At 54.5% G+C, this 13,833-nt stretch carries 12 protein-coding genes; 8 read left to right on the plus strand and 4 right to left on the minus strand.

From position 1 onward, the window contains the following. Positions 1-102: 102 nt before the first annotated feature. Positions 103-591, plus strand: a complete 489-nt coding sequence (locus tag SAMA_RS03855) for a TetR family transcriptional regulator (protein WP_011758851.1) — start codon at positions 103-105, stop codon at positions 589-591. A 53-nt stretch (positions 592-644) separates the two neighbouring features. On the opposite strand, the gene SAMA_RS03860 is transcribed toward SAMA_RS03855, so the two are convergent. Beyond that, on the minus strand, positions 645-911 hold the full coding sequence (locus SAMA_RS03860) for a hypothetical protein (RefSeq protein ID WP_011758852.1): 267 nt from the start codon (positions 909-911) through the stop codon (positions 645-647). 278 nt (positions 912-1,189) lie between these two features. On the opposite strand from SAMA_RS03860, the gene SAMA_RS03865 reads away from it, so the two are divergent. Both SAMA_RS03865 and SAMA_RS03870 read left to right on the plus strand, forming a co-directional pair. Next, on the plus strand, positions 1,190-1,807 hold the full coding sequence (locus SAMA_RS03865) for a hypothetical protein (RefSeq protein ID WP_011758853.1): 618 nt from the start codon (positions 1,190-1,192) through the stop codon (positions 1,805-1,807). Further along, entirely contained in the window at positions 1,804-2,892 is a 1,089-nt protein-coding gene (locus SAMA_RS03870; RefSeq protein ID WP_011758854.1) for a rhomboid family intramembrane serine protease, read from the plus strand. The genes SAMA_RS03865 and SAMA_RS03870 overlap by 4 nt, the downstream gene beginning before the upstream one ends. 67 nt (positions 2,893-2,959) lie before the next feature. Here SAMA_RS03870 and SAMA_RS03875 read toward each other — a convergent pair whose 3' ends face one another. Next, the gene (locus tag SAMA_RS03875; RefSeq protein WP_011758855.1) at positions 2,960-4,273 is read right to left on the minus strand and encodes an alpha/beta hydrolase-fold protein; all 1,314 of its coding nucleotides are present in this window, start codon (positions 4,271-4,273) and stop codon (positions 2,960-2,962) included. 154 nt (positions 4,274-4,427) lie between these two features. On the opposite strand from SAMA_RS03875, the gene trxC reads away from it, so the two are divergent. The 3 genes from trxC (at position 4,428) to mtgA (ending at position 6,655) form a co-directional block, all read left to right on the plus strand. Next, complete coding sequence (gene trxC, locus SAMA_RS03880) at positions 4,428-4,850, plus strand: thioredoxin TrxC (protein WP_011758856.1); 423 nt, start codon at positions 4,428-4,430, stop codon at positions 4,848-4,850. 76 nt (positions 4,851-4,926) lie between these two features. After that, the gene (locus SAMA_RS03885; RefSeq protein WP_011758857.1) at positions 4,927-5,802 is read left to right on the plus strand and encodes a hypothetical protein; all 876 of its coding nucleotides are present in this window, start codon (positions 4,927-4,929) and stop codon (positions 5,800-5,802) included. A 115-nt stretch (positions 5,803-5,917) separates the two neighbouring features. Continuing rightward, positions 5,918-6,655 carry a monofunctional biosynthetic peptidoglycan transglycosylase gene (gene mtgA / locus SAMA_RS03890; RefSeq protein ID WP_011758858.1) on the plus strand — a complete coding sequence of 246 codons (738 nt, stop codon included), beginning with the start codon at positions 5,918-5,920 and terminating at the stop codon, positions 6,653-6,655. Between the two features lie 60 nt (positions 6,656-6,715). On the opposite strand, the gene SAMA_RS03895 is transcribed toward mtgA, so the two are convergent. Further along, positions 6,716-7,246: an Hcp family type VI secretion system effector gene (locus SAMA_RS03895; protein ID WP_011758859.1), complete on the minus strand. Its 531-nt coding sequence runs from the start codon at positions 7,244-7,246 to the stop codon at positions 6,716-6,718. Between the two features lie 225 nt (positions 7,247-7,471). Here SAMA_RS03895 and SAMA_RS03900 point away from each other — a divergent pair, with 225 nt between their 5' ends. Both SAMA_RS03900 and SAMA_RS03905 read left to right on the plus strand, forming a co-directional pair. Further along, positions 7,472-7,813, plus strand: a complete 342-nt coding sequence (locus SAMA_RS03900; protein ID WP_011758860.1) for a hypothetical protein — start codon at positions 7,472-7,474, stop codon at positions 7,811-7,813. Positions 7,814-7,890: 77 nt separating this feature from the next. Next, a complete protein-coding gene (locus SAMA_RS03905; RefSeq protein ID WP_198134299.1) occupies positions 7,891-8,352 on the plus strand; it encodes a GFA family protein in 462 nt (153 codons plus the stop codon). A 147-nt stretch (positions 8,353-8,499) separates the two neighbouring features. Here the strand turns inward: SAMA_RS03905 and SAMA_RS03910 are convergent, their stop codons facing one another. Continuing rightward, entirely contained in the window at positions 8,500-13,677 is a 5,178-nt protein-coding gene (locus tag SAMA_RS03910) for a S8 family serine peptidase (RefSeq protein WP_011758862.1), read from the minus strand. Positions 13,678-13,833 lie beyond the last annotated feature (156 nt).

Genomic DNA, 13,833 nt, shown 5'->3' on the forward strand with positions numbered 1-13,833 from the left:
ACGAAAGTCAGATACTCTTATGAATGCCATTTTTCTGGCAGTAATCCCTCTAATGCTTTGGTAAGCTCTGCGCAACAAATATAACAACGGGGGATACATTTCATGGCGAAACGTTCCAAGGTGCAGACTGAGCAGACCATTAACCAGATCATGGATGAGGCGCTCAAGCAAATCCTGAGTATTGGTTTCGACGCTATGTCATACACAACGCTGTCAGAAGCGACCGGGATCAGCCGGACTGGTATCAGCCACCACTTCCCGAAGAAAACGGATTTTCTGGTACGTCTGGATGCGCGTATTGGACGCCTGTTTATGGCAGCCCTGGACTTTTCCAGCGTTGAAGCGCTGGAGCGCAGCTGGATGCAGGCCATGCGCGAGTCCCACTATCGGGCCGTACTGAAACTCTTCTTCAGTCTTTGTGGTTCAGCTGAGCGTGATGTGACACAGTTTCGTGCCATCAGTGGCGCCCGCGAAAGCGCTATGCTGGAGCTGGGCACTCAGGGCGAACGTACCATCAATCAATTGCTGGGCCGTGCGGCTGTGATGCTGATTGCTGAGTCTGATATGGGTGTGGCAAGCCAGGCGGCTTGAAAGGTCGACGACCGATAGCAGTATAAGAAAAGGAGCCTCAGGGCTCCTTTTCGCTAATGGCGCAGTTGTATGTCCGGGGCGAAGTCGATATCCCCCCAGCTATTTATGGTTGCAAGTCTTTCATCCTGGCGGGTGATGGCCAAAGGCTGGCTCTGTTGCCCTCGAACAAAGAGTAACTGATAGCCAAGTTTCGCCAGCGTATAAAATGCAAACCTCTGTGCGGTGGTGAGTTTGTTCCAGTGATCCAGATTACTGGGACTACCCTGCCGCCGGTCAGCTTTCTCCCTGTGGCCTTCTTGGTGGGTGCTTTCATGGGTCATGTCACGCCTCCAACGTGTGCCGTTACTGCCTGAGCAGTACTTTAGTTATACGCCAACCCCGGATAATCACAATAGCCTGATTTTCCCATTTATGCATTTTGTGTGTCGGTAATGGGTATGGTTTGGCGTTGGATGCACAGGCGGTAAGCCGCCGGACTCTTGAATGGATTTTTTGACGTTGGCACTGGTCTACACTCGCCGCGGCGCGTATCCTTGGATTCTTTGCACCCCTCTTCATTAAATCGTTAATGAAATCCAAGGATTAGGAGTACCTTGATATGGATATTGAAAGTCAGAGCCCAGTGGCTGTTGCACCGGGCGTTCAGACCCACGCCGAAACCTCACGACACTCACTGCGACTGGACAATCAGGAGCTGGTGAAAACCAGTTTTTGGATAAGTCAGGTCTTTATGATTATCGCCACAGTGGCGGGTGTATATCTCGCTGCGAAAGAAGGTTTATCCCAGGCCATCGCTTTTGATTCGCTGATGAGCCAGCAAAATAACTATCACCTGCGCCACGCCCTCTATGATGAGCTGGCCGACAACGTGCAAATTCTGACGGCATATGCGGATAAGATAGAAAAAGAACGCCCCTTCGATATCAAACGGCACCACCCTGCAGTGGCTACCTTTGTGTGGGAAAACATGCGCTTTTCTCAAAGCACGCTGGAAACCCCGTCGGAAATTCTCTCTGCCTCCCGGCGCTTCCATAGCCAGTCGGCCGATATTATCGACAAGCTGGAGGCCAAGTTCTATGGGCCGACCTACGGCGTAAAAGAGCTGCGTCTGGTGATAGCGTCCATGGAACAGCAAACCTTACCGGCACTGAAACGTGATTATGAGGCGCTCGGTGAATCGCTGCGCCGGGCTGGGGTATTGGAGGACTCGAAATGAAAAAGCAATTAACCTGTCCCGGCTGCCAGCATCAGAGTTTCAGGGTGTTTGATTTTCACGGTGAGCAGGTGGATACCTGCGACAAGTGTGCCGGTCTCTGGTTTGAAAATGGTGAACTGGACCGGGCGCTGTCCTCGGCCGACAACGGCGATGATGCCGTAGTGCTTGAGCAGTCCATGGGGGCGCATCTGGGGTGCTCAGAACGTCGCTGTCACGACTGCGGCTCCTCTCTGGAGCGCTATCACCTGATGCAGGAGTTTGAAATCGAAATTGACGTATGCCCCTCTTGCCGCGGTGTCTGGCTCGACAAGCATGAGTGCGACAAGGTGGTGCAGTCTCCCCGGGTTCGTCAGGCATTGGCAGAGCTTGATGGCAAAATCAGTGTCAAAACCTGGCTGTTCCAGTTTTTGTCGCAAATGCCGGTGGAGTTCAATCTCAAACCCAAAACCAAACCCGTGGTGACCTGGTGGCTGCTGGGATTGAATTTGGTGATTTTTGGGATTTATGGTTTCGACTTGTCGATGATAGATCCCATCTTCGAGCAGTTTGCCCTCGTACCGAATCAGGTGATGCACGGCAGCCATGTGTGGACCCTGTTCAGTCATATGTTCCTCCACGGCGACATCATTCACCTCGCGGGCAACATGTACTTCCTCTACGTGGTGGGCGACAACCTGGAAGATGCCCTTGGTCGGGCGCGCTTTTTGGGACTGTATCTGGTGTGTGGTCTCGCGGCTGCGGCCGCACAAATCATCTCCGAGCCCGGCAGCGATATCTACATGGTGGGCGCCAGCGGTGCCATTGCCGGCTTGTTCGGCATGTACCTGCTGTGGTTCCGCTATGCCAGCCTGACCTTTATGTTCATCGTGTTTCAAAAGAAGGTGTCACCTCTGGTGTTCTTCGGCATTTGGCTCGCATTGAACATCTTCGGTTTGTATATGGCGGGTGAGGGCGTGGCTTACTGGGCCCATATAGGCGGTTTTGTGGCGGGGCTTATCATCGGCAAGCTGATGTATACCAGCGTGATGGCAGCCAACCCCATGCTGGCGCTGATGAACTCCCCTGAGGTCAGGGTCAGCCGTTAAGCTTAATGAGAAAGGCGCCACAGGCGCCTTTTTTGATGCTCATTTCGCCCTTTGGCCCTGCTGGAAGTTAAAAACGTCTCGGGTTAAGTTCCCAATATTCCCAGCTTTCGAGCCCCTGTGCTTTCGCCAGCGCCATTGCACGGCTGTGGAGGGCCTCGGCTTCTTTTATGGCGCCCATGGCTTTTTGGGCTTCGCTCATTTGTGCCAGCCAATCGGCGCTTTGCTGGCCTTCCTTTTCAGCGCGCATCAGCACGTTTACCGCATTCTTTGGTTGCTGATTTTTCAAATAGGCTTTGGCCATGGCAACGCACAGTTCTGTGTTGGATTCGGGGAAGCGTTTTTGTGCATCATCGAGGAAGGATTCTATTTTATCTTGCTGTTTGGTAATGAAAAAATATTTGGCAAGGTAGTAGGACTGTAACCACTCGAAGCGAAATCCGGCCCATTGGCTGCCTTTGGCTTCGAAATGGTTTAACACATCCTGGTAGTTGGCCATTGGCAGCAGCACGTCCAGGTCGGTGTAGTAGGCCGGGGCCAGATACGCCAGGGCATCCAAAAGCGCAGGCATGGCGGTGGTGTAGTGGGTTTCATCCGGGTAGTGCTTAAATACCACTCCGGAGTTTGGCATCGACGTTTCAATCAGCTTGAACAGCGGCTGCACGCCCATGCCCTCTTCGTTGGCGACCGATAAAAACAGCGGTGGCATTGTCCTGTGCTTTTTGATGTAAGCCGCCATGCGGTCGTTGATACCGTAATCGTCGTACCAGGCGCTGGGGCTCATGGCCAAAAAAGCGGAAAAGGGCGTGTCATCGGCCATCATGGCCTCGAGGGTAAAGAGGCCGCCCAGAGAATAGCCCGCGATGGCATTTTTGCCGCTGGTGCGAAACTTCCCGTCAATCAGGGGCAAGAGTTCATCTTTCAGGTAGGCCATCAGGGTGTCGGCGCCGCCAAACTCATCACCTTCCCGCTCGGAGGCCCAGGTGGTGGATTTGATATAGTCTGCCTGTCCCTGGGTTGCCACACCCACCACTATCATGGGGGGGATTTTGCCCATGCGACTGAGGTTATTCACTGCGGCTGAGACATGGCGAAACTGAAAGTCGCCATCGATGACATAAAGCACCGGATAGCGGCGTTCACCGGCGTGATAGCGCTCCGGCAGCGCTACCATGAAGCGTCTGTCTTCACCAAAATGACGGGAAGGGGCCTGATACGCAGTGCCGTAGCTCAGCGCAGTGGCGTTGGCGGCGATGGGAAGATTATCGGCGGCGGATGTCTCTGTCTGTGCACACACTATTGGGGCGGCAATCGCCAGCCACAGACCAAGGAGCAGGCTGCGAGGCCGACTTTGCTGAAAGCTTGTCTGAATTCCTGATGTCATCTGAGGTCCCTGTTATTTTTAGCATTGTTTTTCCCGTCTTTAACCCTGACAGAGTTGGCTGCAAAAGTGAAGAATGCAGGCTTTTTCGCCTTGTAATAGAGGCGCTCTGCCCCCATGTTTTGTGTCATCCTGCGTTTATTTTGGAGCCATTGTTATGATCCTTGCCTGCCCCCACTGCCACGGTCTGAACCGGGTGCCCGACACCAGACTCAGCGACGCCCCCAGCTGTGGTCGCTGTAAATCGCCCTTGTTTACCGGCGCGCCGATGGAGCTGACCGCCGAAAACTTCGATGCCCATGCCGTCAAATCCGAGTTGCCTCTGGTGGTGGACTTTTGGGCGGCCTGGTGTGGCCCTTGCCAAAGCTTTGCGCCCGTATTCAGTGCGGCTGCAGAGGAGATTGAACCCGGTTTTCGTTTTGGCAAGTTGGATACCGAAAGCCAGCAGGCTCTGGCGGCCCGCTTCGGCATTCGCTCCATTCCCACGCTGATGGTCATCAAGGGGGGCAAGATATTGGGGCAACAGGCCGGCGCTATGCCCAAACAGGCCTTTATCCAGTGGCTGAAACAGTTTTCCTGATAAATCAGCCGCTTTGACTTGCCATTACGCTCCGATAGCCGGAGGATAAACCCAGGTGGGTCGGGGGAGTTGAACTATGCTGGATGTACGCTGTGAGCAGCCGGGAGAAACCGTTCGGGTCTTTTCTGTTTACGGTTTTGCCAAGCTCGATGAGGCCATGCAGGAGCAGCTCAGGCAATCGCTCTTTTGCCTGGGATGCGGCGCGCGGGCCTATTTTCGCCGCGCCTCAAGCGATGGCAAGGCGGCCTGCTTTGGCTCCCTCTACCACAGTGATGAGTGCCCCGAATATCGCCCATCCAGCGCCAGCAAAGAACATGAGGCCGATATTGCGGCCGTGCGTCAGGCCATTAAACAGGAAGACGGCCTGAGTATTGATTTTGATGCGCCGGTGCGGCTTGGGCGCAGGAGTGCCGGTCAATCCACTGCCTCATCAGTCAGGGAGCCTAAGAGTTCCTATGAGGCTCATCCACAACACACATCCGATACCCGAGCTAAGGCTGCCGAGCAAGCAGAGGATGCGCTGCAGGCCCCAAAACTGGGGCTGAAAAAACTGCTTCTGAGTTTATTGCGGGGCAGTGAGCTTGCTGGCTCGGATCTTTGGGTCTACACCGATGAGATACATCGCTGGCGTGCGAAAAACCTGTTTGTGAATTTTGCCGATGCAATTCCAACGGAGAAAGGCGCGCCGCGCATGTATTGGGGAACCTTATCCCACGCGGATAAAGACATGCATTGGCTCAATCCAACAGACAGCCGTGAGGTGGGCATTGCCATCTCTGATGTCCGTGATGCTCTGCTTAAACGATTTGGGATTAAAGAGCGGGCTGATTTTGAGGGTGCGGGGATTATCCTGTTTGGCAAGTGCTTCTATACCAAGGATAAAAAGCGCAAAATCATCAAACCTTGGAGCCAGGATCCCAAATGGATCTATCTGCTACCTGCGGAAGATTAGCCAGCCCCTCTGTAGCAATCGGCATAAAGGCGAAATAAGTCAATGAGTCAGAGAGTTGCAAAGACCCAGCACAAGCAGGTTCCCATGAGTCATCTCGCCAGCCGGAGTCTGGGTAATGTCTGAAAAAGACCTTGGAGGCGGCAAAAAGGCGGGGTTTATCGCCCGTACATGGCGCGGATTCTGGCGCTGGAGCGCGCGGCTGCTGGTGGCATTTCTGATTCTATCGCTGGTGTTGGTGGCAACAGTGAGCGTAATCAATCCACCCACCTGGGCCTGGCGTATCGACAGGGCGCTGTTTCCTCCGAAAGAAGATATTCAGGTGCGCCACCAGTGGGTGCCATTGGACAAGATTGCGGCACATATGCAGCTTGCGGTTATCGCGGCCGAAGATCAGCGTTTTACCCTGCACAATGGGGTCGACTTCGCGGCCATCAAAACGGCCATTGCAGACAGAGATCCGGGAGAGCCCCTTCGCGGCGCCAGTACGCTCACCCAGCAAACGGCCAAGAATTTGTTTCTCTGGTCCTCACGCAGTTTTGTGCGTAAGGGGCTTGAGGCCTGGTTTGCTCTGCTGCTGGATACCTTAAGCGGCAAGCGTCGCACCCTGGAGCTGTATCTCAATATCGTGGAGTTTGGGCCGGGGATATATGGCGTAGAGGCCGCGTCACGTTATTACTTCAATAAGGGCGCGGGCAAGCTTAGCACCAGAGAAGCGGCATTGCTGGCCGCCTTACTTCCCAATCCCTGGTCATATCGCATCAATCCGCCCACGGCGTATATGAACCGGCGTGCCGACTGGATTGCGCGGCAAATGCGACAGCTGGGGATGGCAACCCTGAAAGACCTCGATTAGGTATGTGCTCTGGCAAAATCCTGGGCTTGGGCACATCCATGAATGTGCCCATAGCCTGATTCAGTGGCACTTATGGCTGCTGGAGCTGATACGGGTGACTTCGGGAGCGCCTGGGCTGCCATCTGGCCCGGGACGACGGTACTCAATTGACGCTTCATCGAAATGCAGAGTGATACTCTCAGTCATGCGCTCATAGCCACTGCCACCGGTTTGATAACTGGTTACCGTGACATTGCGCATGCGCATCTTGAAGTAGTCCTCAGTGCGCACGCTGCCGCTTTGGGTCATTGAAATTTCGGCATCGGGGTACTGGGTGCCCATCATCTGCCCCATCAAAATATCCACGGTGGCACTGTCGGTATATTTGACCAAAGCAACATCCATGATGCAGAGGCTACCCGAGCCATTCATGCTGCTGTTGGTGCCCCAGCTCCAGCTGAGAAGTTCGATTTCCTCCCGGTGAGCATCGTTTTGGCTTTCGCCCTTGATATCGCCAATTTTCAAATAACCAGCCCCCTGAGCCGAACCCACCGTCATTCCCAGTGCCAGGGCCGATAGCATACCAAGTCGCTTCCATTGACTGACTCTCATCAGAATCTCTCCTTATGATTGCAGAACTGTGCCGCCCATGCAGGCACAGGACTAAAGTGTAGGTCCCAGCGCTTATTCCTGCTTGGGTGACTAAATCTCATTCCAAGGATTGATGTGCAGCCAGAGGCGTTTCTTTAAGGTGTGCTGTGGCCCATTTTTGCGGTGCGCCATAACGTTAACGCCAATACAGGCACTGACATTTGCCCGAGTAAAAGGAACTTACCCATGAAACACCCTCTGATATTGATGCTGCTCCTTGGCACTTTGCTCCCCTTGGCTGTGAAAGCCTCGGAAGAACCCGAGCTATCCGCCGAATTATTCGAGCAGGGGCTGCAGCAGACGCTCCAAACCATGCGCGGTAACGGCGTGTTCAAAGCTGTGTCTGCCTGTGCCGGTATGAGTCAGGGTGCGCTGGAGCAGGCGGTGGTGAATAGGCTCAGAGATTGCCACAGCGAATACCGCCGCCAGCATGATTACGAGGCGCTGGATGTGTGCCTGTCCGCCACCATGGAAAAGGCATCAGGCAAGTCAGAGGCCGAATTGGAAGCCTGTATGATGAGTCGGTAACCTGGGTTTCCTCTGGCCGTTTCAGGGTGGCGTTTAAACGGCCAGTTCACTGGACAATGAGCCTGTGGTTGCCAACAATGGCAATATCCTCTGTTGAATCAACCCGGGTGAGTACTGGTATGGACAAAACCCAAATTGCCCGAGGCGCTTGCTTGTGCGGTGCCATTAATGTGGACATCGATTTGCCACCCAAGTGGGTCGCCCATTGCCACTGCACTCAGTGCCAACATGCCCACGGGGCGGCGTTTGTGACCTGGGTAGGGGTGAGTGAACCGGCTGCGCGCATCAGCGACCCTGAGCAGCAGCTGCAATGGTTTGCCTCCTCACAGGCGGCGCGGCGGGGATTTTGCCGCCGCTGCGGCAGCAGTTTGTTTTTTACTTCCAGCCGCTGGCCGGGTGAACTACACATAGTCCGTGCCTGTTTTCATGACCCCATAGCTCAGTTGCCCATGGCCCATGTGTTTTACGATACCCATGTGGATTGGTTTGAGGTGCGCGATAATCTGCCCAAAAAAAAAGCTGCCCAAGAGGTCGGTTGATTCGCTTTTTATGCTGCTTGCTGCAGCCATGAAGGGTTTAGTGCAAAGGCGCTGAAAAAAAGACCGATGGAGTTGCCATCGGTCTTTGGTTTTCACTTCGTTTGGGGGGAAGTGTGACCAGAAAAAGATCCTGGCCACCAAGGGGTTTTAATGGCGACGGCGCAGTGCTCCGGCTGCCATCAGCAGCAAGGCCATCCAACCCAGGCTGCCGCCTGAGCTGTTGTTGGCTGGAGTGGTTTCAGTGACGGGAGCTGCGGCCACCTTCACTATGACCTCTGCCTCGGCTTCATCCATACCGTCAGACACTGTCACGGTGAAACTGTGTTCACCCACTGACAGGCCGGTTACCTTAGTGACAGCAGCGCTGTCGTCACTGAAGGTGCCCGGGCCATCCCAGCTGAATGTCAGAGAGTCACCGTCCATATCTACTGAGCTGCTGGCATCCAGGGTAATGGTTTGACCCTCTGTGATGGCAATCTCAGCCTCGGCGGTTTTGGCAACCGGTGCATCCTGCTCCGGGGTGACTGTCAGCATAAAGCTGGTGCTGGCCTGATCGCTTGCATGCTCGTTGTCCTGAACCGTCACAGTCACCAGGGTTTCACCGAAGAAGTCGGCATCGGGCTTGAGGCTGAAGCTGCTGCCATCGACAGTGGCCGTCACATGGTCGCCACTCACCAGCAGGTGGTTGCCGACCTTGTTGGCGTCAAGATAGAAGACTTCGATGCCGCTCAATTCACCGTCTTCGGCCACTTGCATATCGGGCATGGCAGCGACTTTCAGATCGCTGTTGACCACAATAGTGCGGCTGGTGGTTTTTTCGGCCTGACCTTCTACGCTATGGGTCAGCAGGATTTCCAGCGTCTTACCCACGGCTTCAGGCTGGACAACCGCCTTCACCTTCATGTCGATGGCGCTCTGCTCGGGACCCTGGTAGTCGAAACACATCACCATATTGTCTTCGAGCACCTCATCCAGATTGTCAAAGCCAACCATGGTGTAGAGATAGCCATCTTTCGGACCCACGTTAGTAGAGTAAGGGCTGTCAAAGCCTTCGACAAAAATAGTACCCTTCGCCAGGTTTGCACCCAGGTTGTCGTAGGCAAAGATCATCTCGAAGCGATTATCACGGAAGTCCAGATTGGGGCGCAATATCACTTCATAGTCATATTCATCGCCGGTTTGCTTATCTGTGACGTTATCAAACTCCATAAACAGCAGATCGCCGAGATCAGGACGGTCTGCATCGTACTGAGCCGCAATGGTCAAACCCCAGGGATCTTCCCAGTGACGACGGTTCTTGGCTTCGAAGCTGCCGCGCCAGAAGGGGTTGATTGACTCGAACAGGAAGCCTGGACCACGCACGTAGTTCATCATCCAATAGGCACTGTTGAACTGCATGGCGCCCACGGCGTGCATACGGATAAAGCCACCGTTGTCCTGGTTATAGAGTTTGAATTGCTCCTGATCCATGCCCCAGAACAGCCAGTTCATAGGGACATCGTTATAGGCACGATGGTCTCCCACGTGCCAGACTTGGTCGGGCTGCATCCCGAACTCATGCAAGTCGATATAGCCACCGTCCGAGTACTCATCAATGATGGGAGTACGGCACTGGGCAGACGTCAGGCTGTTGGTCACCACATACTCCCGCTGGATATTGCGGGTGCTTGGCTGGTTACCACTGAGGCTGAAGCCCTTTTCATCCATTTCGAGATTGGTCAGGGCTTTGTCATTAACCGTCTTGAGGGTTTCAGGCGCCAAACGCATACCATCGGGCAGTGTCAGCTTGAAGCTGAAATCTCTGTCCTGAGTTTCCAGGTTGGGCAGCATAGACAGATCGATTTCGATCACATCCATATTGCGGGCCTTGTCCTGGCTGAGGTTAAAGGACACATTGTCCTTACCGCGTCTCAGGGTGAGGGAGGTAAAGCCCAGGGTGCCTTCTTCGCCAGGCATGTTACCCATGTCGAAACCACCGTAGAACACGTCGCCTTCCGCCGCTTCCGGCAGATCCCAATTCAGGGTCAGCTGGTAGTTGCCATTGCCATCGTGGGATGCCGGACCTTCAAGGTGGAAGTTGCCCGCTGCGCTGTCGTTACCTATCACGGCAACGGCGGTATTCACCTTATACTTCTGCTCGCCACTGCCAACGTTGATCAGAGCAATCCAATAGGTGCCGGGAGTCGGGTCCACTATGTCACAGTAGTTCTGCACCGCAGAGGATGATGACTGACACTTCATCTCGGAAAAAAACTCGTTCCTGAGGGCGTAGTAGTCGGCATCGATCTCCTCCTGGGAGGGGGTAAAACCATCGTTGCCATTGGCATCCAGACCCACGGTCAGCACGGGAGCTTGTTTGATATAGCGCGGGTTCTGATTGTTGTCATAGCCAATGACCTCGGCCGACTGTACCTCCACCATCAGGCGCTTTGTGCCTTCTGGCACCACCACCTTGCTGAGGCCCCACTTTTCCACGTTGGCCATATTGATGATAGGACTCACCAGACCCAACTCATGCTGTTCCACTTCGGGTTTAACCAGCCCATAGTATCTTGGGGTAAACTGGCTGTAGTTGTCGGTATTTACGATAAAAGTTTCTGAGCCCTGTTCACGGTTGAACTCGATTTGCTTGGCAAAAGGCAGTTGGTCGTAGTTGGACAGAGCCACCACAGGCATATGCAACTCAGGTGAGTTGCCGGTGCTCTCGGTCAGCATCAGCTTGCCATTAAAGAGGGCGTAGTTGGTATTGCTTTCCCATGGTGAATCACCGTCATCCGGATCGACCGCGTAGCGATTGATGCTCGGTACCGTCATTTTGACCATGATGGTTTGGGTTTCCCCGGCCTTCAGGCTGAATTGGTTCGGCGTAGCAACCAGGGTAGCACCGTCCTCCCGTACTTCAGTGCCGACTGACCAGCTGCCGTCTTTGGTGGCCTTGACTGTGCGCATCCAGGTGCATTCTTTCTCACAGTTCATGTCAACCATGGATGGCAGGTTCAGCCAGTTAACTATGCCACCGTTATTGGGGTTGGCAGCCATATAGCCATCAATGGTTTCATCCATGATAAGCCCAGTGGCGTCGGCCTTTGCCACATCAATGGCACCGGCACCTGCCATGAAGTGGTATGGCAGTTCAGCGGGTGTTGCGCCGGCATAAGGTTGGTATTTGACTTCGTTGGCGGTCAGCATCAATGCCGATTGGATCTCCGCCGGTGTCCAGTCAGGGTGCAACTGGGTCAGCAGCGTCATGGCGCCGGCCACATGGGGCGAGGCCATGGAAGTTCCGCTCATCATGGTCCAGTCGCTGGCCGATGGATAATTGGTAAAGGGTTGGTCATCGGCGTTGGCGGCATAGATATTTACGCCGGGCGCAGTGACATCCGGTACCAGGTTGTCGATATAGCGGCTTGGGCCCATGGAGCTGAAGTAGGCCAACAGATTGCCTTTTTCTTCGTCCAGCAGATAGTCGTTCACATGGGCTGTGATGGTGCCGCGGGCGGTGCCGTTACTGCGGTTTATCCAGTTTTTCAGGCTGTAACCCACGCTGGAAGACACGTTGATCCCGGGGATTACAAAACGGTCGGCCACCAGAGGGTCGTTATAGCTGACGTTTTGCAACACCAAACCACCGGCGCCGCCTGCCTGTACGTTGATTGCCTTATCTACGCGGGGAATATCGCCACGCTCACAGACGACAATTTGGTCAGCGGTGAAGGTGCCGGCCGGGAAAGGTGCATTACAGGTCTTGGCCGCATAGCCATCATTGGGGTTGGGGTCGGGATAGTTTTCAGCCAGCACAAACTGACCGGAAATTTCTTCGGTAAAGCCTTTGCCCACGATGTCATTTTTCGGAATGGTGTAGGCAGGCCCGGTGGATTCAAAGGCCGTGATACTGGTTTTACCCGCATCCAGGGTTCTGTCGTGGGTGGATGCCCCCACAGTGGTTACCCAGGGAGAGGTATGGTCAGCACTGTAGAAGTACGGGCCAGAGTTACCGGCAGCGGCGGCCACTGAGATACCGGCTTCGCGGGCAGACAGGAATGCCAGTTCCATTGGGTCTTCCCAGGGGAAGTTTTCGCCGCCACCAATGGAGAAGTTAATCACGTCCACGCCGTCGCGGATGGCATCTTCAAAGGCGGCGAGAATGGCTTCTTCGGGACAACCTGCGTATGGATCACCACCGCTCCCTGGCCAGCACACCTGGTAAGAAATAATGTGGGCGCGGGGCGCAACACCGGAGGTGTGATCGAAGTTGAATGGCAAGTTTACGCCGTCGCTGACCTTGTCGCCGTTGGCCGCTTGCAGCGGTGTATTTTCAATGCGGTTCCCTGCGGCGGTGCTGGCGGTGTGGGAGCCGTGGCCGTTGTAATCTTCACCGTTGCGGGGACGGATAAGCTTGCTCTGCCAGGAGTAATCCTGAAACTCGGGCGCGTTATAGACTTCAGTAATCACCTCGTAGGAGTAAACGCCAATCAGCTTATCGTTACAGAGGCTGGCATCGGTTTGACAGTCTCCCAGATACTGACCGCCCAATTTTTCATGGCTGGCAGTAAAGTCGGCATCTGAGGCAAACGCTGGATGGTCGGTATTCACACCTGTGTCGATAATCCCCACGACCATGCCTTCACCCTGGGCCTTCAGACCAGAGCTGGTATTGCCGTTCCAGGCTGAATCGGCATGAATAAACTCCGGACCACGGTCGGTACGCAACTTGAACACCCGGGTAGGGGTAATCTTTTTCACGCCGGGAACCTGCGCCATACGCGCGGCGTCTTCCTGGGTCATGCGAACCGTGGCGGCGTTGTTGGCCAGGGTAAACTGGTTCTTCAGTTCGAAGCGGGCGCCGTGGGCACTGGCCTGATTCAGGACACTCTGTTGTTTGCTCCTTAGCATGGACTGGTAGTGCACTACTTCAGCTGCCTGAGCCTGGCCTGGATTCAGTGCACCGGACTTTTGCATCATCAAAGGCTTGGTGGCCGCGTAGCCTGTCACACCACCATCGTAGGTAGCGACGGGCTTGTCATCGAACTGCACGATAAAGGTATGTTCGCCCTTGATGGAGTCGTCGAACTCAAACACTTGGTGCTGACGGCGATTCAGTACGTGATTCACTTTGCCGGGGACGAGGAAGAGGTCGCCGGTTTGATCTTCTTTACGCGACGCATTGAATGCCTTGATATCGTCGCTGGTAAAGGTGGGCACATAGAAGCCGCCCTTGTCGGCTTTCGCCATGCCAATCTCTGCAGCGGCGTAGCCCGACATCCCCAGGTACAGGACACCGAACACAGCAGCTGCGCTGGCTTTGATTGGATGTTTTACTGTCATTAATGACTCCGTTCTTGTCGTTATTATGTTTCCATCCACAATTGTCGGTGCCGCCATTCCCTGCCGGCTATCGAAAAGCACATATTCACTTTTCAATAATTTCAATGACTTATTTTTTTCCTGCTCGGGTCGGCAAAAACCACAAGTTGCGGATCT

It is taken from the genome of Shewanella amazonensis SB2B, from assembly GCF_000015245.1.
Lineage (GTDB): Bacteria > Pseudomonadota > Gammaproteobacteria > Enterobacterales > Shewanellaceae > Shewanella > Shewanella amazonensis.